Origin of the sequence: Microbacterium trichothecenolyticum (assembly GCF_000956465.1) — a bacterium.
Classification (GTDB): Bacteria; Actinomycetota; Actinomycetes; order Actinomycetales; family Microbacteriaceae; genus Microbacterium; species Microbacterium trichothecenolyticum.
In genome coordinates this window covers 309,619-333,789 of sequence record NZ_JYJA01000041.1, presented here as the reverse complement: position 1 = coordinate 333,789, position 24,171 = coordinate 309,619, and the positions used below count along the sequence as shown (strand labels likewise).

General features: G+C 70.4%; 22 protein-coding genes and 2 tRNA genes. 12 read left to right on the top strand and 12 right to left on the bottom strand.

Annotated elements, in window-relative coordinates:
* The first annotated feature begins 1 nt into the window (after window position 1).
* Window positions 2-514: an acyl-CoA thioesterase gene (locus RS82_RS20260; RefSeq protein ID WP_245619676.1), complete on the top strand. Its 513-nt coding sequence runs from the start codon at window positions 2-4 to the stop codon at window positions 512-514.
* 20 nt (window positions 515-534) lie between these two features.
* Here the strand turns inward: RS82_RS20260 and RS82_RS20255 are convergent, their stop codons facing one another.
* On the bottom strand, window positions 535-1,395 hold the full coding sequence (locus RS82_RS20255; RefSeq protein WP_045302945.1) for an acyl-CoA thioesterase: 861 nt from the start codon (window positions 1,393-1,395) through the stop codon (window positions 535-537).
* A gap of 112 nt (window positions 1,396-1,507) precedes the next feature.
* Between RS82_RS20255 and RS82_RS20250 the strand changes: the two genes are divergently transcribed.
* Window positions 1,508-2,185, top strand: coding sequence for a DUF8185 domain-containing protein (locus tag RS82_RS20250; protein WP_045302801.1), 678 nt, complete (start codon window positions 1,508-1,510; stop codon window positions 2,183-2,185).
* Between the two features lie 13 nt (window positions 2,186-2,198).
* Here the strand turns inward: RS82_RS20250 and RS82_RS20245 are convergent, their stop codons facing one another.
* The 8 genes from RS82_RS20245 to pepN all read right to left on the bottom strand — a co-directional run bounded on the left by RS82_RS20245 (window position 2,199) and on the right by pepN (window position 11,961).
* Window positions 2,199-3,857 (bottom strand): FAD-binding dehydrogenase, encoded by a 1,659-nt coding sequence (locus RS82_RS20245; RefSeq protein WP_045302800.1) that lies wholly within the window; start codon window positions 3,855-3,857, stop codon window positions 2,199-2,201.
* Window positions 3,858-3,900: 43 nt separating this feature from the next.
* Window positions 3,901-4,383, bottom strand: coding sequence for a globin (locus RS82_RS20240; protein WP_045302799.1), 483 nt, complete (start codon window positions 4,381-4,383; stop codon window positions 3,901-3,903).
* Window positions 4,380-5,492 carry a mechanosensitive ion channel family protein gene (locus RS82_RS20235; protein WP_045302798.1) on the bottom strand — a complete coding sequence of 371 codons (1,113 nt, stop codon included), beginning with the start codon at window positions 5,490-5,492 and terminating at the stop codon, window positions 4,380-4,382. Before RS82_RS20235 ends, RS82_RS20240 begins: the two co-directional genes overlap by 4 nt.
* 46 nt (window positions 5,493-5,538) lie before the next feature.
* A complete protein-coding gene (locus tag RS82_RS20230; RefSeq protein WP_045302797.1) occupies window positions 5,539-6,240 on the bottom strand; it encodes a response regulator transcription factor in 702 nt (233 codons plus the stop codon).
* Window positions 6,237-7,544: a sensor histidine kinase gene (locus RS82_RS20225; RefSeq protein ID WP_052676948.1), complete on the bottom strand. Its 1,308-nt coding sequence runs from the start codon at window positions 7,542-7,544 to the stop codon at window positions 6,237-6,239. The genes RS82_RS20230 and RS82_RS20225 overlap by 4 nt, the downstream gene beginning before the upstream one ends.
* Before the next feature lie 10 nt (window positions 7,545-7,554).
* The gene (locus RS82_RS20220) at window positions 7,555-8,364 is read right to left on the bottom strand and encodes an ABC transporter permease (protein WP_045302796.1); all 810 of its coding nucleotides are present in this window, start codon (window positions 8,362-8,364) and stop codon (window positions 7,555-7,557) included.
* A complete protein-coding gene (locus RS82_RS20215) occupies window positions 8,361-9,272 on the bottom strand; it encodes an ABC transporter ATP-binding protein (protein ID WP_045302941.1) in 912 nt (303 codons plus the stop codon). Before RS82_RS20215 ends, RS82_RS20220 begins: the two co-directional genes overlap by 4 nt.
* 142 nt (window positions 9,273-9,414) lie before the next feature.
* Window positions 9,415-11,961, bottom strand: a complete 2,547-nt coding sequence (gene pepN, locus RS82_RS20210) for an aminopeptidase N (RefSeq protein ID WP_045302795.1) — start codon at window positions 11,959-11,961, stop codon at window positions 9,415-9,417.
* A gap of 183 nt (window positions 11,962-12,144) precedes the next feature.
* Here pepN and RS82_RS20205 point away from each other — a divergent pair, with 183 nt between their 5' ends.
* The 7 genes from RS82_RS20205 (at window position 12,145) to RS82_RS20175 (ending at window position 19,419) form a co-directional block, all read left to right on the top strand.
* Window positions 12,145-13,344, top strand: a complete 1,200-nt coding sequence (locus tag RS82_RS20205) for a ferrochelatase (RefSeq protein WP_045302793.1) — start codon at window positions 12,145-12,147, stop codon at window positions 13,342-13,344.
* 85 nt (window positions 13,345-13,429) lie between these two features.
* Window positions 13,430-13,975 carry a ribose-5-phosphate isomerase gene (locus tag RS82_RS20200; RefSeq protein WP_045302791.1) on the top strand — a complete coding sequence of 182 codons (546 nt, stop codon included), beginning with the start codon at window positions 13,430-13,432 and terminating at the stop codon, window positions 13,973-13,975.
* A 3-nt stretch (window positions 13,976-13,978) separates the two neighbouring features.
* Entirely contained in the window at window positions 13,979-15,037 is a 1,059-nt protein-coding gene (locus RS82_RS20195) for an Fpg/Nei family DNA glycosylase (RefSeq protein WP_045302789.1), read from the top strand.
* A 41-nt stretch (window positions 15,038-15,078) separates the two neighbouring features.
* Window positions 15,079-15,720, top strand: a complete 642-nt coding sequence (locus RS82_RS20190) for an FMN-binding negative transcriptional regulator (RefSeq protein WP_045302787.1) — start codon at window positions 15,079-15,081, stop codon at window positions 15,718-15,720.
* Window positions 15,717-17,222, top strand: a complete 1,506-nt coding sequence (locus RS82_RS20185; RefSeq protein WP_045302785.1) for an amidohydrolase — start codon at window positions 15,717-15,719, stop codon at window positions 17,220-17,222. Before RS82_RS20190 ends, RS82_RS20185 begins: the two co-directional genes overlap by 4 nt.
* Before the next feature lie 110 nt (window positions 17,223-17,332).
* Entirely contained in the window at window positions 17,333-18,730 is a 1,398-nt protein-coding gene (locus RS82_RS20180; protein WP_045302783.1) for a sensor histidine kinase, read from the top strand.
* Between the two features lie 20 nt (window positions 18,731-18,750).
* Complete coding sequence (locus tag RS82_RS20175) at window positions 18,751-19,419, top strand: response regulator transcription factor (protein WP_045302781.1); 669 nt, start codon at window positions 18,751-18,753, stop codon at window positions 19,417-19,419.
* 50 nt (window positions 19,420-19,469) lie between these two features.
* Here the strand turns inward: RS82_RS20175 and RS82_RS20170 are convergent, their stop codons facing one another.
* A complete protein-coding gene (locus tag RS82_RS20170; RefSeq protein ID WP_045302939.1) occupies window positions 19,470-19,952 on the bottom strand; it encodes a Dps family protein in 483 nt (160 codons plus the stop codon).
* A 144-nt stretch (window positions 19,953-20,096) separates the two neighbouring features.
* Between RS82_RS20170 and RS82_RS20165 the strand changes: the two genes are divergently transcribed.
* Together RS82_RS20165 and RS82_RS20160 are read left to right on the top strand one after the other, a co-directional pair.
* Entirely contained in the window at window positions 20,097-22,244 is a 2,148-nt protein-coding gene (locus RS82_RS20165; RefSeq protein WP_045302779.1) for an acyltransferase family protein, read from the top strand.
* Entirely contained in the window at window positions 22,241-22,780 is a 540-nt protein-coding gene (locus RS82_RS20160; RefSeq protein WP_045302777.1) for a gamma carbonic anhydrase family protein, read from the top strand. The genes RS82_RS20165 and RS82_RS20160 overlap by 4 nt, the downstream gene beginning before the upstream one ends.
* 12 nt (window positions 22,781-22,792) lie before the next feature.
* On the opposite strand, the gene RS82_RS20155 is transcribed toward RS82_RS20160, so the two are convergent.
* Together RS82_RS20155 and RS82_RS20150 are read right to left on the bottom strand one after the other, a co-directional pair.
* On the bottom strand, window positions 22,793-23,698 hold the full coding sequence (locus RS82_RS20155) for an alpha/beta fold hydrolase (protein WP_045302776.1): 906 nt from the start codon (window positions 23,696-23,698) through the stop codon (window positions 22,793-22,795).
* Between the two features lie 151 nt (window positions 23,699-23,849).
* Window positions 23,850-23,920: transfer RNA gene (locus RS82_RS20150), tRNA-Gly, on the bottom strand.
* Window positions 23,921-24,058: 138 nt separating this feature from the next.
* On the opposite strand from RS82_RS20150, the gene RS82_RS20145 reads away from it, so the two are divergent.
* Window positions 24,059-24,132 (top strand) — tRNA-Pro (locus tag RS82_RS20145).
* Window positions 24,133-24,171: the final 39 nt, after the last annotated feature.

Sequence of the window (24,171 nt, the reverse complement as noted above, 5' to 3'; positions counted from 1 at the left end):
GATGGGCGACGCGGCGGTCGCAGCCATGGCCGGCGACCGCCGCCTGCACATCCCCATCCACCTGCGATGGGGAGACCTCGACGCGTTCAACCACGTCAACAACACGTCGATGCTGAAGCTGCTCGAAGAAGCGCGCGTGCGGGCGTTCTGGCTTCCCGAACCGGGCGAGGACGCACCGCCGACGGCGGTGCTGGATTCGAGCATCTTCAGCGGGATGCTCACGCTCATCGCCCGGCAGGAGATCGAGTACCTCGCACCGGTGCCGTATCAGCGACATCCGCTCGACGTGCAGATGTGGTTCGGCAAGCTGGGCGGGTCGAGCATCGAGGTCTGCTACGAGGTCTACAGCCCGGTCGAGTCCGGTGCCGGCGGGCGAACGCTGTACGCACGCGCCACCACCGTCATCGTGAAGGTGGATGCCGAGACCGGGCGCCCGCTCCGACTCACGAGCGAGGAGCGCGCCGCGTGGGGGCCTTACGTCGGCGAGCCGATCCACTACACCCACCGGCGCTGACCCGGCCGACCGTCGCCGGCTCAGCGGGTGTCGCCGTCGCTCCCGGGAACGCGGATCATGATCTCCTGCGCCACGCTGGCCAGCAGGGTGCCGTCGGCGGCGTAGATCCGTCCTGACGCGAGGCCCCGGCCACCGCGGGCGCTCGGGGATTCCTGGACGTACAGCATCCATTCGTCCACGCGGCCGAACCGATGCCACCACATGGCGTGGTCGAGGCTCGCGACCTTCAGACCCGGCGTCGCCCACGAGACGCCGTGTGCCCGGAGGATCGACTCCTGGATCGTCAGATCGCTGAGGTACGCGAGCGCGGCGCGATGGATCGCAGGGTCATCGGGGATAGGCCGGCGCACGCGCATCCAGACCGCCTGCCGCGGCGCCTTCTCGGTGTCCGCCGCGACGTAGATCGGCACCGGGATGTGCCGCAGATCAACCGGCCGATCGGTGAAGAGCCGCTTCGACATCGGATGCAGGCCGCCCAGGTGCGACTCGATGTCGGGGAGATCCTCCGGCGCGGGCACGCCCTCCGGCATCGGCTCCTGGTGCTCGAGGCCGGGGTCCTCGTCCTGGAAGGACGCGATCATCGAGAAGATCGGGACACCCTCCTGGAACGCCTGCGTGCGCCGCGTCGAGAACGAGCGTCCGTCGTGGATGCGGTCGACCGAGAACGTGATGCCCTTCGCCGAGTCTCCGGGGCGGAGGAAATACCCGTGCATCGAGTGCACGATCCGCTCCTCGGGGATCGTGCGCGACGCGGCGACGATGGACTGCGCGAGCACCTGGCCGCCGTAGACGCGCCCGAGCGGCATCGACTGCGATGCGCCGGTGAAGATGTCCTCCGTGGTGCGCGCGTCGGACGCGCTCAGATCGATGACCGACAGCATCGACGCGACCGGATCCTTGTCCGGCACCGTCTCGGCGTTCGGCTCGGCATCCACGGGTGCTCCTCTCCGGGGCGGCGGCCGCCCGCAGGTCCGCTTGGTAGCTTAGGGGGCGATGTCACCGCGCCTCTTGCTCGCCGATCCCGAGTCCGCCGCCGACGCCCTCACCTTCGCGGGTCGGGCAGCGCGCTTCACGGTCGAAGGCGTGCGCCTGCAGGCTTCCGGTGGCGTCCTGGCGATGACCGCCGCGCCTCTGGCGCCGCGCGGCTTCGGGGATCCGACGCCGACCGTCCTGGCTCTGCGATCGCTGAACGCGGACCCCGAGCTCGTGTGCGACCTCGTGGTCGAGGCATCCGCCCTGTCTGCGACCGTCGACGATCCTCGTGCCCTCTCGCTTCCCGAGACCGCTCTGTCGCCCGCGTGGGCGGGCATCACCCCGCCGCGCAGCGGCTGGGACGCGCAGCCCGGCATCGAGGCATCGACGCTCGCGGCCAAGGCCCAAGGGGGGATCGCCCGCGTCGCCGACACGGTGCCGACGGATGCCGGCGAAGACGTGGTGCGCACCGTCCGCGCCGCCGTGTGGGGCGCGCCCGACGAGGAGCTGGGCGGTCTGCCGCTCGGGGTCGCGTTCGCAGCCCTGAGCCTCGGCTTCATCAGCGGCGGCGAGACCGCTCGGGTGTTCGCGAGCGGACCGTGGACGCGAGTGAGCCTCAGCCGCGGTCACGTGCTCGTTCGCGGACCGGTGGCGACCGGCCTCACGCCGGTGCGCCGCACCGGCTCCTCGGCGAACTGACGCGGGCTCCTCGTCACACGGCCGCTGCGGCGGCGCGCCCGGCGACCCGCCCCGAGAAGAGGCATCCGCCGACGAAGGTGCCCTCGAGGGCGCGATAGCCGTGGATGCCGCCGCCGCCGAATCCGCTCGCCTCGCCTGCGGCGTACAGGCCGGGGACGGGCTCGCCGCCGGCACCGAGCGCGCGGCCCGACAGATCGGTCTCGATGCCGCCGAGGGACTTGCGGGTGAGCACGTGCAGCTTCACCGCGATGAGCGGCCCGGACTTGGGGCCGAGGATGCGGTGGGGGCTTGCAGTGCGGATGAGGCGGTCGCCGCGGAACGCGCGCGCCGAGCGCAGCATCGCGATCTGGGCGTCCTTGGTGAAATCGTTGTCGATCTCGCGGTCGCGAGCCTCGACTTCGAACCGCACGCGGTCGGCGTCGAGCGCATCGCCGCCGGGGAGCGACTGCATGCCCGCGATGAGGTCGTCGAGGTTGTCGCGCACGACGAAGTCGGCGCCGTGATCCATGAACGCCTGCACGGGACCGGCGGCGCCCTTGCCGAGGCGGGATTTCGCGAGGAGCTTGACGTCCTTGCCGGTGAGGTCGGGATTCTGCTCGCTGCCGGAGAGCGTGAACTCCTTCTCGATGATCTTCTGCGACAGCACGAACCATGAGTGGTCGTGCCCGGTGGCGCGGAGGTGCGCGAGGGTTCCCAGCGTGTCGAAGCCGGGGAAGAGCGGCACGGGCAGGCGATTGCCCGTCGCGTCGAGCCATACGGACGAGGGCCCGGGAAGGATGCGGATGCCGTGATCCGGCCAGATCGGATCCCAGTTCTGGATGCCCTCGACGTAGTGCCACATGCGGTCGCCGTTGATGAGGCGCGCGCCCGCGGCCTCCGACACGGGCTGCATCGAGCCGTCGACGTACGCCGGGACGCCGGTGACCATCGTCGCGGGGGGAGTGCCGAGGCGCTCGGGCCACCATTGGCGCACGAGGTCGTGGTTTCCCCCGATGCCTCCGGACGAGACGATCGTCGCGTCCGCCGTGATCTCGAAGGCGTCGACGACCTCGCGCGAACTCGCGACGCCGCGTGCGGCGCCGGACGGAGCCAGCACCGCACCGGCTGCGCCCGTGACGACGCCGCCGGCGACGGTGAGCGACGTGACCCGGTGGCGGGGGAGGATGGTCACGCGTCCGTCGGCCTCGCCGGCTTCGACAGCCGCCTGGAACGGCGCCACGATCCCGGGCCCCGTGCCCCACGTGATGTGGAAGCGCGGCACCGAGTTGCCCGGCCCGGTCGCGGTGTACCCGCCCCGCTCTGCCCAGCCGACGATCGGGAAGAAGCCGACGCCCTTCTCGCGCAGCCACGCGCGCTTCTCCTCGTGCGCGAACTGCAGGTAGGCCTCGGCCCACCTGCGGGGCCAGAGATCCTCCTCGCGGTCGAACCCGGCGTTGCCGAACCAGTCCTGTCGCGCGAGCTCGAGCGAGTCGTGGATGCCCAGCCGGCGCTGTTCGGGCGAGTCGATGAAGAAGAGGCCCCCGAAGGACCACCACGCCTGACCGCCGAGATTCGACCGCGGCTCCTGGTCGACGATCGTCACGCGCTTGCCCGCCGCGACCGCCTCCGCGGTGGCGACGAGACCGGCGAGTCCCCATCCGATGACGAGGATGTCGGTGTGGTGGGAGGGCATGTCGACTCCTTCGTCGGCGAGGGGATGTAGCCGAGTCGCTGACTCAGCGAGCGGGGTCGGCGTCTGCCGGGGGTGCCGCAATGACAGGGAAGGATGCCGCAGCCCGGGGTCCTGCGGCGGGTCCGATGCCCGAGGGCTCGAAGGTATTCACCATGGCATATGCGGCGCGCTGGAGGTAATCCCAGAGGGTGGCCTCGTGGAGGGGCGGGAGCTGGAGTTCGTCCACCGCGACGCGCATGTGCGCGAGCCAGCGGTCGCGCGCGTGGGGATCCACGTGGAACGCCGCGTGACGCATGCGCAGCCGGGGGTGGCCGCGCTCCTGGCTGTACGTGGTCGGACCGCCCCAGTACTGCTCGAGGAACAGCGTGAGCCGCTCCTTCGCCGGGCCGAGGTCCTCCTCGGGATACATGGGGCGCAGGACCTCGTCCTCCGCGACCCCGCGGTAGAACGCGTCGACGAGCCGAGCGAACGTGTCGTGGCCGCCGACCTCGTCGTAGAAGCTCAGCGGGGTGGCCGAGTCCGTCATGCGGTTCCTCCGGTGGTCGTGCCGGATTCATCACCCGCGGGCGGTGTCGACGGCTTCTTGGGGGTTCGCTTCGGCTTCCACACCGGGCGCTCCGGCGTGGAAGCGACCGGCGTGGGCTTGGTCTTGGGCGGGTTGGCGCCGCGCACACGCTGAGCGCCCTCGAGCCCGCTCGGCATGACCGCGGTGAGGGCGGGCAGCGTGATGCCCATCTCGTCGATCGTGTGCTTCAGGCGCATGCGCAGCTCGCGCGCGACGTCGTCCTTCGCATTCGCGCGGGTCTTCATGACGAGGCGGATGACGAGCGCGTCGCCCGAGATCGACTCGAGGCCCCACACCTCGGGCTGCTCGAGGATCCGCGTGCGCCACTTCGGGTCCTTCGCGAGCTCCTTGGCGGTGTCGAGCATCGCCTTCTCGACCTCGCCGATGTCGGAGTCGGTGGCCACCGAGAGATCGAGGATCACCCGCGACCAGCCCTGCGAGAGGTTGCCGATGCGCAGGATCTCACCGTTGCGCACGTACCAGAGGGTGCCGTTGACGTCGCGCACGTGCGTGACGCGGACGCTCACGTACTCGACGATGCCCGTCGCAAGTCCGAGGTCGACCACGTCGCCGATCCCCACCTGATCCTCGGCCACGATGAAGATGCCGTTGAGCACGTCCTTGACGATGTTCTGCGCGCCGAAGCCGAGACCGGCGCCGATGGCGGCGGTGAGCAGTGTGAGCGATCCGAGAGCGGTCGGTGCCAGGACGTTGATGACCAGCAGCAGCGCGATGATCACGACCGTCACATTGACGATGTTGCCGAGGATCGAGCCGAGCGTCCGCGTGCGCTGGACGAGCCGCACCGACGCGAGCGGCGACCGCTCGAGGGCCTGGGTGTCGTCGACGTTCGCCTTGTTCTTGGCGCCGTTGACGATGCGACCGACGACCCGGTGGATCACGAAGTGGAGGATCCAGACGACGAGCACGGCGCCGACGATGATGCCGGCGACGGCGAGCAGGTTCCAGCCGGCCTGGACGAAGAACTCGCCGACGCCCCGCCATAGCTCTGCGTCCGTAAGATCGGGGGCTTCCGCGGGCGGGGTGGATTGGAGGGGTACGCGGCTCATCGTCACGATCCTAACGAGCGGAGGTTGCGCTCAGCCTGGGCGGCGCTCAGGTTGTGGACCGCTCATCGCTGCGCGGCGCGGACGCGTCGACGAGCCGATGCCGGTGAGCGAGGATCACGGCGTGCACACGGTCGCGCGCCCCGATCTTGGCCAGCACGCGGCCGACGTGCGTCTTGACCGTGGACTCGCTCAGGAACAGGTGGCCCGCGATCTCGGTGTTGTTCATCCCGCGCGCGATCGCGGTGAACACCTCCCGTTCACGGTGCGTCAGCTCCGTCGTCGGGTCGCCGACCGGGCTCGTGTGCTCCGTCACGGGCGGCGCCGCATGGAGCCGGTCGATGAGCCGCCGTGTGACCGACGGCGCCAGCACGGCGTCGCCCCGATGCACGGCGCGGATCGCCGCGGTGAGCTCCGAGCGGTGCGCATCCTTGAGGAGGAATCCGCTCGCGCCCGCATCGAGCGCCCCCACCGCGTACTCGTCGAGGTCGAACGTGGTGAGCACGAGAACGCGTGTCGACGGGTGCGCGGCGACGATCGACCGGGTGGCCGCGATGCCGTCGGTGCGCGGCATCCGTATGTCCATCAGCACGACATCGGGTGCATGCGCGGCCACCGCACGCAGCGCCTGGTCTCCGTCGGCCGCCTCACCGACCACCTCGACGTCCGGTTCGGCCTCGAGCACCAGGCGGAAGCCGAGTCGGATGAGCTCCTGGTCGTCGACCAGGATGACGCGGATGGGTGTGGTCATGGTGCGTTATCCTCCAGCGCGCCCTCAGCGCCTGCCGGCGCAGGCAGCGGCAGCGGCAGCGAGGCGCGCACGGCCCACCGCCTTCCGTCGGCAGGTCCGGCCTGCAGCGTGCCGCTCACGTGCGCCGCGCGCTCGCGGAGCCCCGGGAGCCCGAACCCCGGGCCGCCTTGCGATTGCGCGGCCTCGGTGCGCGGGCGAACCCCGTCGTTCACGATGTCGAGATCGACGCCGTCCGCCCGCACGGAGATCCGCGCGTCGATCGTGGTGGCGAGGGGAGCGTGCCGCATCGCGTTGGTGAGGGATTCCTGCACGATGCGCGCCACCGCGAAGCGCAGCTCCGCCGGCACGTCGTCGAGCCGCCCCTCCACGTGAAGCACGACGGGGAACCCGGCGCGCTGCGCGGACTCGACCGCATCCGCGACCGACGCCGCGTCGAGCGGCGCGAGGGGCGCGTCTGGGGATAGTTCGGGGTCTCGCAGCACGCCGAGCATGGCCCGCATCTCGGTCAGGGCGCCGCGGGCCGTGTCGGCGATCTGCTCGGTGGCCGCGCGGGCGCGGGCCGGCTCGCCCGTCGCGGTCGCCCCCTCGGCGAGGGCGACGATGACTGTCAGGTTGTGCGAGACGATGTCGTGCATCTCGCGGGCGATCCGCGTGCGCTCGGCGGCGGCACCCAGACGCGCCTGCTGGTCGCGTTCGACGAGCAGCTGGCGGGATCGGTCGATGAGCGCCTCGAGATACCGCCGGCGGTTGCCGACATTGATCCCGATCAGCGCGCCGATGAGGAGGGCGATCGTTCCCGACACCAGCGAGGTGATGAGGTAGCTCCACGTCGCGGGAGCCGCGAGGCCGGCGGTGACCGTGTAGACCACCATCAGGGCGGTCGCCGTCGCGAAGGCGATCCAGCAGGACCGGACCGACCGGTAGACCGCGACCGCGTAGATGGCGAAGGCGGGGAGGACATGGGATGCCGGGACGAGGCTCGGCGGCAGGATCACCAGCGGCAGCGCCGCCGCGGCGAAGACGAGGACGGGCCGCGAACGGCGGAATACCAAGGCGACGCAGGCGCCGACGACCACGACGATCGCGAACACCGTCTGTGTCATGGTCGGAAGGACCGGGTATTCGGAGCGGAGCGCGGCAGTGGGTGCTGACAGGAGGAACGCGACCACCGCGACGATCACATCGGCGGATCGCGGATGCCGTGCCCAGAAGCGGCGGAAGACGCCTGGGGGCCGTGGCAGCAGGAGGCCGTCGTCGGCGCCGGAAGCGGCGCCGACGACGGCCTGACTGGCGGTTCGCGGCATTCGGACGACTCTACGCGTCGCGGCCGCGCAGCACCGCCCAGCCGCCCGCCAGCGGCACGAGGCCCCATGCGGCCAGCGTGGCGAGCGGGACGGCCAGGTCCTCCGCGCCCGGGGCGGTCACCGCGGATGCGGCGGTCATCGGGAGGTACTCCGCGAGGTCGGCGATCCAGCTCCAGCTCTCACCGAACATGGCGAACAGGCTGAACACGATGGGAAGCACGAACAGCACGCCGACGGTCACGGCGATGGCACCGGCGCCGTTGCGCAGGATGAACCCGAACCCGAGGCCGATGAGGGTGAAGACCACCATCGAGAGCACGCCCAGCGCGAGCGGCACGATCGACTGCGCAGGCTCCGACCAGTCGAGCCCCTCGGCGAGGAACGGGGCGGTGGCCGCGATCGCGACGGCGTAGGTCACCACGGTCGTCAGCGCGATGAGCACGCTCACCACGACGGCCTTCGCCACGACGACCGCGCCGCGGCGCGGCTCGGCGGTGAGGGTCGAGCGGATCATGCCGGTCGAGTATTCGCCGGTGATGACGATCGCACCGAGGATGCCGGCGACGAGCATGGTGAACTGCGTCGGCGAGAGGATCGCGCTGACAGCGGGGAATCCGCCGCCGAACTGGGCGGACGCCGACGCGATCATCATCGAGATGCCGATCGACAGCACGGCCGTGATCCCGAGCGACCACCACGTCGAGCGGAGCGTCGTGATCTTGATCCACTCGCTGCGCAGCAGGTTCGCGAACGTCAGTCGGTGCGGCGAGGCGGCGCGAGCTCCGGCGTCGGCACGCGTGGCGGGGGCGAGGGCGGTCATGCGATCTCCTTGGAGGTGTACTCGACGGCGTCGCCGGTGAGGGCGAGGTAGGCGTCTTCCAGCGATCCGGTGCGGGAGGTGAGTTCGTGGACGGGAATACCGAGCGACGCGGCGAGGTCGCCGATCGACGCGGCGGTGACGCCCGAGATCTCGGCGACCCCGGGGGACGACGCCGTCACGGTGACGTCGGGGCCTGCGAGGGCGGCGACGAGCTCCGACAGGCGCGGCGACCGCACGACGACGTCGTTGGTGGTCCACGCCCGCACGAGCTCCGACAGCTCGGCATCGGCGAGCACCTGCCCGCGGCCGAGCACGATGACGTGGTCGGCGGTCTGCGCCATCTCGCTCATGAGGTGGCTGGAGAGCAGGACGGTGCGCCCCTCGGCGGCGAGGTGCCGCACGAACTGGCGCACCCACCGCACGCCCTCGGGGTCGAGGCCGTTCACCGGTTCGTCGAGGATGAGTGTGCGCGGATCGCCGAGCAGCGCCGCGGCGATGCCGAGCCGCTGGCCCATGCCGAGCGAGAACTTGCCCGCCCGCTTACCGGCGACCGACTGGATGCCGGTGAGCTCGATCACCTCGTCGACGCGCGAACGTCCGATTCCGTGGGTGGCGGCCATCGCGCGCAGATGGTTGCGTGCCGAGCGGCCCGTGTGCACGGCCTTCGCGTCGAGCAGGACGCCTACCTCGGTCAGCGGTGAGCGCAGGTGCGCGTAGTTCTGGCCGGCTACGGTCACCGTGCCGGATGTGGGCCGGTCGAGGCCGACGATCATCCGCATGGTGGTCGACTTGCCGGCGCCGTTCGGGCCGAGGAACCCGGTGACCTTCCCCGGCTGCACGGTGAACGACACGTTCGACACCGCGGTCTTGTCTCCGAAGCGCTTCGTGAGCTGCTCTGCAACGATCATGCCCGCCACGCTATAAGTCCGCTGTGCCCGCGTGCGTCAGCCTCCGGGATGAACAATCGGCGACGGCGTGGTACCACGGTGCCGAAGACACCGGATGCCTCGACCCACGCGGGGTCGAGGCATCCGGTGGATCGCGACGGCGCTACTGGGCGTCGCGGTCCTGCACGGACAGTGCGCGTTCGACGCCGGCGAGGTTCTCGGCGACGAGGCGTCGCAGGGCGGGAGCGGCGTCGCGGTTCGCTTCGAGCCACGCGCGCGTGGCGTCGCGAAGTGCGACGTCGGCGAGCGGTGCGGGGTAGAGACCCACGATGAGGTACTGGGCGATCTGGTAGGTCCGGGAGTTCCAGATCGGCAGCAGCGCGTCGAAGTAGCGTGCGACGAAGTCGGCGAGCAGTCCGCGTCCGGCCGGGTGCACGAAGCCGAGCGCGGCCGAGCGGACGATCGTGTTGGGCTGGTCGTCGCTGTCGACGAGCGAGGACCACGCCGCTGCCTTCGCCTGCGCCGACGGGAGCGCCGCCTTGGCCTGCGCGGCGAACTCGCCGCCCTTGGCGGTGTTGTCGGCGGCGAGGGCGTCGTCGATGTCGGCGGCCGTCACGACCCCGCCGGCGGCGAGGGACACGAGCAGCTGCCAGGAGAGGTCGGTGTCGATGTCGAGGCCGTCGAACGTCGCCTCGCCGTCGCGCAGCTGACGGACCTTGTCCCACTGGCCGGCGGTGGCCGCGGCGGACGCGAACGCGGTCACGAACTGCAGCTGGCTGTCGCCGCCGGCCTCGGCCGAGCCGGCCAGCGCCCACAGCGCGTCGGCGACCTTCGCGCGGGTGATGTCGCGCTTCTCGGGCGAGACGTACGAGTTGGCGGCGAGCTGCAGCTGCGCGAGCGTGGTGCGGACGGTGGTCGACTCGGTCTCGGCGCCGATGTTGCGCAGCACCAGGTCGACGTAGTCGGAAGCGGATGCCTCGGCATCGCGGGTCTGGTCCCACGCGGCACCCCACACCAGCGAGCGGGCGAGCGGGTCGCTGATCTTGCCGAGGTGGTCGATCGCGGTCTCAAGCGACTGGTCGTCGAGGCGGATCTTCGCGTAGGCGAGGTCCTCGTCGTTCAGCAGCACCAGCGCCGGGCGCTTGTGTCCCTTGAGCTCGGGCACCTCGGTGAGGTCGCCGTCCACGTCGAGCTCGACGTGGTGCACACGCACCAGCGCCTCGCCCCGCAGCTCGTAGAAGCCGACGCCGAGGCGATGCGGGCGGATCGTCGGATAGTCCGCGGGAGCGGTCTGCACGATCGCGAAGCGCGTGATGGTGCCGTCGACATCCGTCACGATCTCGGGCGAGAGCGTGTTCACGCCCGCCGTCTCCAGCCACTTCTTCGACCACGTCGACAGTTCACGGCCGCTGGTGACCTCGAGCTCGGCGAGCAGGTCGCCCACCTCGGTGTTGGACCACTCGTGCTTCTTGAAGTACGCGGCGACACCGGCGAAGAACGCCTCGATGCCCACCCACGCGGCCAGCTGCTTGAGCACCGAGCCGCCCTTGGCATACGTGATGCCGTCGAAGTTGACCTGCACGTCCTCGAGGTCGTTGATCTGCGCGACCACCGGGTGCGTCGAGGGGAGCTGGTCCTGCCGGTACGCCCAGGTCTTCTCCATCGCGTTGAACGTGGTCCACGCCTCGGTCCACTCGGTCGCCTCGGCGGTGGCGATCGTCGACGCCCACTCCGCGAACGACTCGTTCAGCCACAGGTCGTTCCACCACTTCATGGTGACCAGGTCACCGAACCACATGTGCGCGAGCTCGTGCAGGATCGTGACGACGCGACGCTCCTTGACCGCATCCGTCACCTTCGAGCGGAACACGTACGTCTCGGTGAACGTGACCGCGCCCGCGTTCTCCATCGCCCCGGCGTTGAACTCGGGCACGAACAGCTGGTCGTACTTCGCGAACGGGTAGGCGTAGTCGAACTTCTCCTCGAAGTACGCGAAGCCCTGACGCGTCTTGTCGAAGATGTAATCCGCGTCCAGGAACTGCCACAGGCTCTTGCGGCCGTACACGCCGAGCGGGATGACCCGGCCCGACGAACTGGTCAGCTCGGAGAACGTCGCCTCGTACGGGCCCGCGATCAGCGCCGTGATGTACGACGAGATGCGGGGAGTCGGCTCGAAGCGCCACGTCGCCGTGCCGTCGCCGTGCTTCTTCGGCTCGGGGGTGGGGGAGTTCGAGACGACCTTCCACGGCTCCGGCGCGGTGACCGTGAACGCGAACGTGGCCTTGAGGTCGGGCTGCTCGAACACCGCGAACACGCGGCGGGAGTCGGGCACCTCGAACTGCGAGTACAGGTAGACCTCGCCGTCGACGGGGTCGACGAAGCGGTGCAGGCCCTCACCCGTGTTCGTGTACAGGCAGTCCGCGTCGATCACGAGCTCGTTCTCGGCGGCGAGGTCGTCGAGCGCGATGCGCGAGTCCGCGAACGCGGTCGCCGGGTCGATGGACCGGCCGTTGAGCGTGATCTCGCGGACCTCGCGGGCGATCAGGTCGATGAACGTCGAAGCACCGGGCGTGGCGGTGAAGCGGACGACAGTGCGCGATCCGAAGACCTCCGCGCCCTTCGTCAGCTCCAGCGCGATCTCGTACGACTGCGTGTCGACGATCGCGCGGCGCTCCTGCGCCTCGATGCGGGTGAGGTTCTCTCCAGGCACTGCTTGGCTCCCATGGGTGAGGATGGCTGAGGATGTCGATAGGCCCGTTGCGCGGACACTCGATCCGGCGGCCGCCACCAGCGCTGCTGGCACCGATGACAACCGTCCCAGCCTATGCCAGCAGCACGGGAAACCACCGATCCCGTGGACGAAAGCACCCGCGGGCGGTGTCAGGATGGAGGGGTGACTTCTCCCGAGCAGCACGTCGTCCCGTTCGCCTCCCCGGCCGCTGCGTCGGGATCCCCGTATGTGGAGCAGCCGGTCGCATACGACGCGATCCTGCTCGCGGGCTTCGGCGGTCCCGAGGGTCAGGACGACGTCATCCCGTTCCTCCGCAACGTCACCCGGGGGCGCGGCATCCCCGACGAGCGCCTCGAAGAGGTCGCGCACCACTACCGCCACTTCGGCGGCGTCAGCCCGATCAACGCGCAGAACCGCGCCCTCAAGGCCGCCCTCGAGGCCGAGCTCTCGCGTCGCGGTCTCGACCTGCCGGTGTACTGGGGCAACCGCAACTGGGCGCCTTACCTGGGCGAGGCGGTGACGGATGCCGCCGCCGCCGGCGACACGCGCCTCCTGGGTCTCGCGACGAGTGCCTACTCGTCGTTCTCGAGCTGCCGTCAGTACCGCGAGGACTTCGCCCGCGTCCTCACCGAGACGGGTCTCGGCGACACGGTGACGATCGACAAGGTGAGGCAGTTCTTCGACCACCCGGGCTTCGTGCAGCCGTTCGTGGACGGCGTGCGCGATGCCGTCGCGGCATTCCTCGCCGACGGCATCGCCCCCGAGGCGGTTCGCGTGCTCTTCTCGACCCACAGCATTCCGACGGCGGATGCCGAGCGCTCCGGCCCGCGCGAGGGCGACGAGCAGCATCGCGACCTGGGCGAGGGCGGCGCGTACGCCGCGCAGCATCTCGCCGTCGCCGAGGTGGTCATGGCGGCGGTCGCCGCCGAGGTGCCCGGCGCCGACCGGGTCGCGTGGGACCTCGTCTACCAGTCCCGCTCCGGCCCGCCCACCCAGCCGTGGCTCGAGCCCGACGTCAACGACGTCATCGCCGAGCTCCCTGCGGGCGGCGTGGAGGCCGTCGCGATCGTGCCGCTCGGCTTCATGAGCGACCATATGGAGGTGCTGTGGGACCTCGACACCGAGGCGATGGATGCCGCGGCCGAGGCGGGCATCCGCGCGGTGCGCACGCCGACGCCCGGCGTCGACCCGGTTTTCGTGTCGGGTCTGGTCGACCTCCTCGAGGAGCGCCTGCACGGCACCCCCGCGGGGGAGCGGCCACATGCGACCGACCTCGGACCCTGGTTCGACGTCTGCCGTCCCGCCTGCTGCGAGAACGTGCGCGCGGGCTTCAAGCCGGCCGCCGCCGGCATCGCCCCCTGAGCCGGCGACCCGCCTGAGCGGACCGCTCGCCGCGGGCGCGGCATCCGTCGTCCTCCGCCGTCCCCCCCTCTCTAGGATTGAGCCCATGCGCATCCACATCGCGACCGATCACGCCGGCCTCGAGTTCTCGACGCAGCTGCAGCATCACCTCGCGGCGGCCGGTCACGAGGTCGTCGACCACGGCCCGATCGAGTACGACCCGCTCGACGACTACCCCGCGTTCTGCATCCGCGCCGCGCAGGCTGTCGTGCGCGACCAGACCGCCGGCATCGATGCACTCGGCGTCGTCTTCGGCGGCTCCGGCAACGGCGAGCAGATCGCCGCCAACAAGGTCGTGGGCGTCCGCGCCGCCCTCGCGTGGAGCATCGCCACGGCTGAGCTCGCCCGCGAGCACAACGACGCGAACGTCATCGCGATCGGCGCACGCCAGCACACGTTCGAGGAGGCCGCGACCTTCATCGACCGCTTCATCGCGACGCCGTTCTCGGGCGAGGAGCGCCACGCCCGCCGCATCGCGCAGCTCGCCGCGTATGAGGAGGACGGCACGCTCGAGCCCGATCCGCGTGCGGTCTCCGGGCAGCCGGACGTCCTGGCCGCCGACGACAGCTCGTTCGACCCCGAAGCCGGCTGAGTCGTGCCCGAGGGGCATTCCGTCCATCGCATCGCCCGACAGTTCGACCGCAACTTCGTGGGCCGCCCCGTGGCGGCGTCGAGCCCCCAGGGGCGCTTCGTCGAGGGCGCGGGGATCCTGAGCGGACGCACCGCGACGTCGGTGCGGGCCGTTGGCAAGCAGATGTTCCTCGAGTTCGACGACGACATCTGGCTGCGCGTGCACCTGGGCATGTACGGCGCGTGGGACTTCGCGGGCGACATCCTGGTCGATCCGACGATCGCCTCAGCCAACGGCCGGATGGGTCAGACGAACCAGCGAGGCACCGACCTCGACGACCCGATCTTCGACGGGGCCGGCGAGAACTCGCTGACCTCGATCGGGGCGCCCCGGCGCACCCGCGTGCACGTGCGCATGTCAGAGCAGACCACGGGGCTCGCCGACGAGGGCGACGAGTGGCCCCCGCCGGTCGTGGGTCAAGTTCGCCTGCGCCTGCTCACCGTCCCCTCGCCCTCTCCACTCGCTGCCGGCGCGTCGATCGGAGCCTCAGGGCGCGTGGGCCCAGTGACCTGCGCCGACCTGCGCGGTCCGACAGCGTGCGAGCTGCAGACGCCCGACGAGGTCGCAGCGACGATCGCCAAGCTCGGGCCCGACCCGCTCGTCGACGACGTCGCGGAGGGCGAGGAGCGCTTCACCTCCGTCGTGCGCCGCAAGCCGACATCGATCGGGCTCCTGCTCATGGACCAGAACGTCGTCAGCGGCATCGGCAACGTGTACCGCGCCGAATTGCTGTTCCGGGCACGGCAGAATCCTCACACGCCGGGGCGGGACGTCCCGGAGGAGGTCGTCCGCGAGCTCTGGCGGGACTGGGTGCGGCTGCTCGCGATCGGCGTCGAGACGGGCCAGATGATGACGATGGACGATCTCGACCCCGAGGCCTACCGCGCCGCGATGGCGAGTCGCGACGACCGTCACTGGGTCTACCATCGCGCTGGACTCCCGTGCCGGGTGTGCGGCACCGCGATCGTGGTCGAGGAGGCCGCCGGTCGGAAGCTCTACTGGTGCCCGAGCTGCCAGGCATGACCGCGCGGCCGGGTGGCGCGGCCCGCGAATAGGCTGGGCGCATGCGTCAGAACCCGAGCTTCGCGATGTCGGATGTCGGCGAGATCCGCCGGCTCATCGAGCAGAACCCGTGGGTGACGATCGTCTCGTCGACCGAGAACGGGCTCGTCGCCTCGCACTACGCCGTGCTGCTCGACGCGGATCGCGACGACCTCACGATCGTGGGCCACGTCGGCAAGCCGGACGATCTCGTCCACGGCCTCGGCGAGCGTGAGCTGCTCGTGGTCGTGCAGGGTCCGCACGGATACATCTCGCCCGGCTGGTACGGCGACGTGCAGAGCGTCCCCACCTGGAACTTCGTGTCGGCGCACCTCAGCGGCGTCCCGGAGCTGCTGACGCCGGAGGAGAACCTCCAGGTGCTCGAGCGCCTCGTCGCTCGGTTCGAGGGCGGCCTGCCGCAGCCGCGCCTGATGTGGGAGCCGCCGAACGATCCCGAGTACGTGCGACGGCTCGAAAGGGGCACCGTGGGCTTCCGTCTCACGCCGACGAAGGTCGTCGCCAAGCGCAAGCTGAGTCAGAACAAGCCCGACGAGACCGTCGAGACGGTGATCACGGAGCTCGAGGCCGGCGAGAGCCCCTACGCCGACCCACGGCTCCCCGCGGAGATGCGCCGCGATCTCGAGACCCGGAAGGCCGCTCGGTGACGGCGGCGCGCGGCGAGACCGTCGACGTCATCGCGAACGCGCGTCTCACCGGCTCCGACCGCACCGATCCGTTCGGCGCCGACCCGGTCGACGTGCACCTGGCCGAGGGCCTCGTCGTCGACATCGCGCCCGCCGGGGCGCTCCCGCGCCGCGGGCACGTGCTCGACGTCGACGGCGGCTGGGTGGTCCCGGGGCTCTGGGACCACCATGTCCACACCGTGCAGTGGGCGCTCTCGGCCCAGCGGATGGCTCTCGGCGAGGCGTCGTCCGCCGCGCAGGCGGCGAGGCTCATGGGCGCCGCCGATCCGCTTCCCGACGGACGCCGCGTCGGCAGCGGCTTCCGCGATGCGTTCTGGGCCGACACCCCCGACCTCGCCGTGCTCGATGCCGCGACGGGCGAGATTCCGACGTACCTCATCAACGCCGACGTGCACAGCGTGTGGCTCAACTCGGCGGCGCTGCGCCGTGAGGGCTTCGAACCCGACGGCTACGGCATCCTCCGTGAGGAGCCGGCGTTCGAGATCTCGCGCCGGCTCAACGCCGTCGACGCGTCCGTGTCCGACCCGCTCGTCGCGCGCATGGCGCAGGATGCCGCTGCCCGCGGTGTCGTGGGAGTCGTCGACCTCGACATGTCGTGGAACGAGGACGCGTGGGTCAGGCGCCTCGCCGCGGGGTTCGACGCGCTGCGGATCTCGTTCGGGATCTACCCCCAGTTCCTCGACCGCGCGATCGCCGACGGACTCCGGACAGGAGACGTCGCCCGGGGCGCAGCATCCGATCTCGTCCATGTCGGCCCGCTCAAGGTGATCACCGACGGATCGCTCGGCACCCGAACGGCGGCGTGCTCGCACGCCTACCCCGATGATCCGCACAACCACGGCCTGCTCACCGTGGATGTCGCGACGCTCGTCGACCTCATGACCCGAGCGACCGCTGCCGGTCTCGCGTCAGCGATCCACGCCATCGGCGACGTCGCGAACTCGCACGCGCTCGACGCCTTCGCCGCGACCGGGGCGTGGGGCACGATCGAGCACGCGCAGCTCGTCGCGCACGCCGACATCCCGCGGTTCGCGCGGCTGGGCGTCGGCGCGAGCGTCCAGCCCGAGCATGCGCTCGACGACCGCGACCTGACCGACGCGGTGTGGGCGGGCCAGACGGCGCAGCCGTATCCGCTGCGGGCTCTCGCCGACTCCGGGGCGAACCTGCTGTTCGGCTCCGACGCGCCCGTCGCGCCGCTCGATCCCTGGGCAGCCATGGCGGCCGCGGTGTTCCGCACCCGCGGGAGCCGCGATCCGTGGCAGCCGGCACAGCGCGTCGACGCGTCGACGGCGCTGGCGGCTTCGACGCGCGGCGGCTCCGCCGAGCCTGCACGCATCGGTCCCGGAGACGTCGCCGACCTCGCGATCTGCGAGCACGACCCCCTCGCTGCCGACGAGCCGAGGCTGCGCGGCATGCGTGTCGCCGCGACGCTGCTGGCGGGACGACTCACCCACTTGGCGTGATCCATCGCAGGTACGGGGGGTCAGCCCCCCTACCTGTTCGGGAGGGCATCGGATGCCCCGGCACCGGGGCCGTCGCGAAGCTGGGAGCATGAGTTCCGAGGGAGACACCGATGACCGCCGCCACCACTGAACCGGCTCCGCTCCAGCCCGTCGCGTCCGGCCCCGCCACCGGGTTCTGGGCATCTTACGGACGATCCTGGGTCCGCACACCGGGCAGCGCGCTGTACCTGCTGGCGGTGTTCGTGCTCGCCATGGTCTCGGTGAGCGTCCTCGCCTCCCTGTTCTGGACTGGCGTCGGGCTGCTGATCCTCGTGATCGGCCTGCCGCTCATCGTGCTGACGCTGCTGATCGCGCGAGGGTTCGGCGTCGCCGACAGGTTCCTGCTGCTGCTGACCGGGCAGCCCGTGATCGCCGAGCCGGAGTGGAATCGCGACACGCCGCAGGCGACCGGCTTCTGGATGACTCTCACCCGCCCGATCCGCAACACGCACTACTGGCTGTACCTCGTGCACGGCATGATCGTGAACCCGATCATCAGCACCATCTCCTTCACCCTCACCGTGGTGTGGCTGAGCGTGGGCCTCGGCGGCCTCACGTACTGGTTCTGGGGACTGTTCCTGCCCCGGAGCTGGAACGGCGACGGCGAATGGGGGCACTACGTCGCCGACTTCATGCCGTGGCTGTTCGGCGGCTGGTCGAGCTGGGCCGTCGAGGTCACGCTCTACCTCATCGCCGGCATCGTCTTCACTTTCACGATGCCGTGGGTGCTCGGCGGCCTCGCGCGCGGTCACCACGCGATCGCGATGGGCATGCTCGGCCGGTGGGAATCGGACGAGCTCGCTGCCGAGGTCCGCGCCGAAGCGGCTGCTCGCGGTGCCGCGGTGCACGCAGAGGACGTCGCTCTGCGCCGCCTCGAGCGCGACATCCACGACGGTCCGCAGCAGCGCCTGGTGCGCCTGCAGATGGATCTCGCCGCCTTGGAGCGCCGCGCGGAGACCGGCGACACGGATGCCGCCGCCGAGCTCGCGCGGGAAGCACGTGGTCACGCGAAGGCGGCGCTGGACGAGCTGCGAGCGCTGTCGAGCGGCGTCGCTCCGCCGCTGCTGCAGGACCGCGGGCTCGCGGCAGCGCTGGACGCGGTCGCGACAGCATCGCCGCTGTGGGTGCAGGTCGAGATCGACCCCGCGGTCGACCGCGCCGTCAGCCAGGAAGTGGCCCGTACCGTCTACTTCATCGTCGCGGAGCTCATGACGAACGCGGTCAAGCACTCCGGCGCCACCGGGGTCACGCTGCGTGCCTCGCTGCGACGCACGGCGGCCGGCGCGCCCACGCACCTCGACGTCTGGGTCGTGGACAACGGCCGCGGTGGGGCCGTCATCACCTCCGGTCACGGGCTCGAGGGCCTGCGCGAGCGCGTCGCGGGTCTTCGCGGCGTGCTGGTCGTCACCAGCCCGGTCGGCGGGCCGACCTCGGTCGGCGCGCACATCCCGCTCACGGCCCTGCCATGACCGATCCCTATCCTGAGGGAATGGCCTCTTCGCCCCACTCCGCACCGCTCCGTGTCGTCCTGTTCGAGGATTCCGTCCTGCTGCGCGAGGGCCTCGTCCGGCTCTTCGACGAGGCGGGATACGTCACCGCCGGTGCCTGGGGCGACGCCGACGATGTGGTGGCCCGCGTGCGCGACGCGCGTGCGGACGTGGCGATCCTCGACGTCCGACTGCCTCCGGGTTTCCGTGACGAGGGCATCCGCGCGGCGCTGGCCGTGCGGGCCGCGCTGCCGGCGGTCGGCATCCTCGTTCTCAGCCAGTATGTCGAGGGGGTCTACGCGAAGGAGCTCCTCGCCGGAGGTGAGGGCGGCGTCGGCTATCTGCTGAAGGACCGTGTCACATCCCTGGACGAGTTCACCGACGCCGTCCGCCGCGTCCGCGAGCGAGGGACGGTGCTCGATCCGCTCGTCGTGCAGGGCCTGCTCTCCGCGCGGCCGGATCCGCTCTCCACGCTGACGCCGCGCGAGCGCGATGTGCTGACGCTCATGGCCGAGGGGCGCAGCAACGCGAGCATCGCGGAGCGGCTGTTCATCGGCGTGGGAGCGGTGGAGAAGAACATCAGCGCGATCTTCGCGAAGCTCGGGCTCGAGGAGTCGGGCACCGAGCACCGCCGGGTCCTCGCGGTCCTCGCCTTCCTGCAGCATCCGTGACATGACGAAGGCCCCCGGGAATCCCGGGGGCCTTCGTCACGAGGTGGCGATCACTCGGCGAGGTGCGCGAAGAGGAACCAGCGGTCCTTCTCGAGCGACTCCTTGATGCCGATCGCGATGTCCTGGCTCGTGAGGTCGAACTCGTCGAGTCCCTCGATCGCGGCCTGCGTGTCGGCGATGACGGTGTCCATGTCGGAGATCACGTTGCGGATGAGCGCGTCCCACTGCGTGAAGCCGGCGGGCACCGCACTCGACGTCTTCTGGGCGACCGTTCCGACGCGGGCGTCGATGGGGAGTCCCAATGCCACGATGCGCTCGGCCGCCTGGTCGGCGCCGGCCTGCGCGTTGGCCACCACGGAGTCCAGCAGCTCGTGGATCGCGATGAAGTTCGCACCGCGCACGTTCCAGTGCGCCTGCTTTCCGTTCACGGCCAGTGCCTGCAGGCCCAAGACGACGGGGGTGAGGAACTGCGCCGTCGCGGCGGCGACGTCGGGGTTCGCCGCGGTTGCGGGGGTGGTCTGGGTGTTCGTCATGTCGCTCGTCTCCATTTTTCGTCCTCCAGTGAGTGCAACGCTACTCACGGGGAGTCATTCCGCAAGCAAGAGAAGGCTGGGCTAAACCGGGGAATCCGCGCCGTCGGTGCGGGCCGACGGCGCGACAGCGGCTAACGTCGATTCGTGCCTTCCGCCGATCACGACCTCGGACCGCAGCATCTGAGCGTTCCCGCCAAGACCGTGACCCGCGAGCCCCGCGACCGCTCGCCCGAACACGCCGAGCCCTCGCGCTTCATCCCGCACGTGCAGGGCCTGCGTGCGATCGCCGTGCTCTGCGTCGTGCTCTACCACTTCTGGCCGGGCCGGCTCACAGGCGGCTACATCGGCGTCGACATCTTCTTCGTGATCTCGGGCTTCCTCATCACCGCGCACCTCATGCGCGAGCTGACCGCGACGGGCACGGTGAAGCTGGGCCAGTTCTGGGCGCGCCGCGCACGACGTCTGCTCCCGGCATCGCTTCTGGTCCTGCTCTTCTGCGCGGTCGTCGTGATGTCGCCGTACCTCATGCCGACGTCGGCGCTGCCGAACGAGGTGCGCGAGATCCTCGCGTCGACGTTCTACGTCGAGAACTGGTACCTGGCGCTCAACTCGGCCGACTACCTCAACCACTCGGGCTCGCCCACCACGGTGCAGCACTACTGGTCGCTCTCGCTCGAAGAGCAGTTCTATGTGATGTGGCCGCTCATCATGCTGCTGGCCGCATGGATCGGCGTGAAGTTCTTCCGCGGTGCGCGACGCCGTGTCATCATCACGGCGCTCGGCATCGTGACCGTCGTCTCCTTCGCGTTCTGCGTCGTCTTCACGATCACGAACCCTGCGCCTGCGTACTTCGTCACGTTCGGCCGCATGTGGCAGTTCGGCGTGGGCGCCCTCATCGCGCTCGTCCCGATGCTGAGGGTCCGGGGCGCGGTCGGCAGTTTCGTCCTCGGCTGGGGCGGCATCCTTCTCCTGCTCTATGTCGCCTTCACGTTCGACGGTCAGACGCCGTTCCCCGGGTACATGGCGGCGTTGCCGACCCTCGGCGCAGCCGCCGTCATCGCAGCCGCGAACACCGAGCGCTGGTGGTACCCCACCCGCATCCTCGCGATCCGTCCGGCTCAGTTCGTCGGAGACATCTCGTATTCGCTGTATCTGTGGCACTGGCCGCTGATCGTCATCGCACCGTCGGTCCCGTTCTGGGGCCTGACGATCTACCACCGCGTCGCGCTGCTGGTGCTGTGCTTCGTGCTCGCGTGGCTCACGAAGCGGTTCGTCGAGGATCCCGCGCGCGGCTGGAAGGTGCTCACCTCGCGCCCCGCCCGAGTGACCCTGTGGTCCTCGCTCGCGGCGATGATCGTCGTCGGCCTGGTGGCCGCCTCCGCATGGTTCGTCAACGCGCCGTTGTACGGCCAGGGCACCCGCGACATCGCCGAGCTGCAGCAGAACCCGCCGGACTGCTTCGGGGCGGCATCGGTCCTCGACTCCTCCTGCGCGGACGCCGACTTCGGCGACACGATCCTGCCCGCTCCCGGTTTCGCGGGCATCGATCGGCCGGAGAACCCGGACTGCTTCGTGCAGCTCACCGACTCGCGACCCGTCTCGTGCACGTTCGGCTCGGATGATCCCGACGCCCCGCGTGTCGCGCTCATCGGCGACAGCCACGCCTACCAGCTGCTCTCGACGTTCCAGCGCATGGCAGACGAGAACGGCTGGCAGCTCGTGACCTGGTTCAAGGGCGCGTGTCCGTGGAACGCGACGCCGCTGTCGACGCCGGGGGCGTTCGGCGCAGCGTGCACCGAATGGCGCGAGCGCGTGCAGAATGCCATCGACGACGCCGATCTCGACGCCGTGTTCACCGCGGCGATCGCGACCACTCCGTACTCGGCGGCCGGCTACGACTCCTCGTACGACGCGGCCGTCGCCGGCTATCGCGACGCGTGGAGCACGGTCACCGAGCGCGGCATCCCCGTCATCACGGTCGTCGACAACCCGGTGTGGGAGACAGACCCGAACAAGTGCCTGCGCACGCACGACATGTCCGAGTGCGACGGCCCCCGATCGGACCTGCTGGTGGAGAACGATCCGCTTCGGGGTGCAGCATCCGGTCTCGACTCCGTCACGCTGCTCGACTTCACCGACGTGTTCTGCGGGGCCGACACATGCGCACCCGTCGTCGGCGGGGCGAACATCTACCGCGACCAGGACCACCTGACGGTCACCTTCGCCGATACGCTCGCCCCGTGGTACACCGAAGCCATCCAGACGGCCCTGGCGAATAGGGTCGCATCATGACGGTCGCACCCGGAGCATCGGTCCTCGTCGCAGCGGGCAGGACGCCCTCGCTCGATCCCACGTCGTTCATCGCCGCCGGTGCACGCGTCGTCGGGGGAGTGACCCTCGGCCCCGGCGCGAGCGTCTGGTACAACGCGGTGCTCCGCGCCGATGGCGACACCATCACGGTCGGCGCGAACAGCAACCTCCAGGACAACGTCTCGGTCCACGTCGACGCCGGAAAGCCCGTCGTGATCGGCGAGAACGTCTCGGTCGGCCACAACGCCGTCGTCCACGGGTGCACGATCGGCGACGGGTCGCTCATCGGCATGGGCGCGGTGGTGCTCAACGGCGCGAAGATCGGATCCGGATGCCTCGTGGCCGGTGGCGCGGTCGTGCTCGAGGGCTCGGAGATCCCCGACGGATCCCTCGTCGCCGGTGTGCCCGCGAAGGTGCGCCGAGAGCTCACCGCGGAGGAACGGGAGGGTCTGCTCCGCAACGCCGAGCACTACCTGGCGCACATCGACGAGCATCGCGACGCGACGCCCCTCGTCTGAGGCGGCGACGCGTCAGCCGCGCGGCTGGGCGGGCGGGTGGTGCTTGCCGCGGTGCACCTCGTAGAGGCGCACATGGCCGGGCCACGCCGGGTCGTTCTCGATCGGCAGGTCGTCCATGAAATGACGGATCACATGGGCCAGCTGCCCAGGATGACTGAAGTTGATCGCGTGGGCGGCCCCCTCGAGCATCACGACGAGCACATGGCTGTCGGTCTGACTGGCGATCTCGTCGACGCGGTGCGCGTGGGGCAGGAGCGGGTCGCGCTGGCCCAGCACGACCAGAGTGGGGATGCGCATCTCGAGCAGCCGCTGCAGTGACGGGTACTGCGTGAGCGAGCGGAACATCTTCATCGTGCTCGGCACGCCGAAGCGCACGTAGTCGGGCACGGCGACACGCGCCATCTTCACCGGCTCACGCGGCGCATCCTGCGAGAGCTGCTTGATCGCCCGACGCAGCGGCTGGTTGAACAGTCCGCCCGCGGGGGAGACCAGCACCGCGCGGTCGATGCGCTCGGGGTAGCGGTGCGCGAACTCGATGATGACCGGGCAGCCCATCGAGTTGCCGACGAGCGTCGCCTTCTCAACCCCGCGGTCGTCGAAGAAGTCGACCGCGGCACGCGCGAGGTCGGGGATGTCGAGCATGTCCCTGCGCTTGCCGCTGCGTCCGAACCCGGGAAGGTCGGGGACATAGGTGTGGAACTCGTCGGCGAGCCGCTCGGCCGTCGGCAGCAGGTATCGGCCGGAAAGCCCGAACCCGTGCACGTGCGCCATGACGCGCTCGTCCTTGGTCGGATTCGGCGACTCCCGGTAGAAGACGTCGACGCCGTCGATGCGGGTCCACTTCTCGGCGAGTTCCGACGCAGGGCGCCGCGGGAGCTTGCGCTCGCCCGGCTCGGGAATCGGCTTACGGCTGCTCATCGCGGCTCCTGGAGGGCATGGAACAGTTCCACACTCAGTCTGCCGCGAGTGGGCGACCCGGGAACAGTAGGGCACGCGGGAGGGATCGCGCGATGTGAATGAAATACGCCCCTCCGCGGCGGCGCTCGGCCGGCCTCGGAAGGGCATTCGGAGGGGATGACGGGAATCGAACCCGCACCATCAGTTTGGAAGACTGAGGCTCTACCATTGAGCTACATCCCCGAGCGCCCGCGGACGGGCACCGACCAATCGTATTACATCGCGGAGGTCATCCCGTTCCGACCCGCGAGGGGGAACCTCCCGGGCGCGTCGGCTAGACTTCTCGGGGCCGAAAGGCGCACGCACGCGTGCGAACCCGCCCGGGGCGTAGCTCAGCTTGGTAGAGCGCCCGCTTTGGGAGCGGGAGGCCGCAGGTTCAAATCCTGTCGCCCCGACATCACGGCCATCGGAATTCCGAACCCAGACCTTCAACC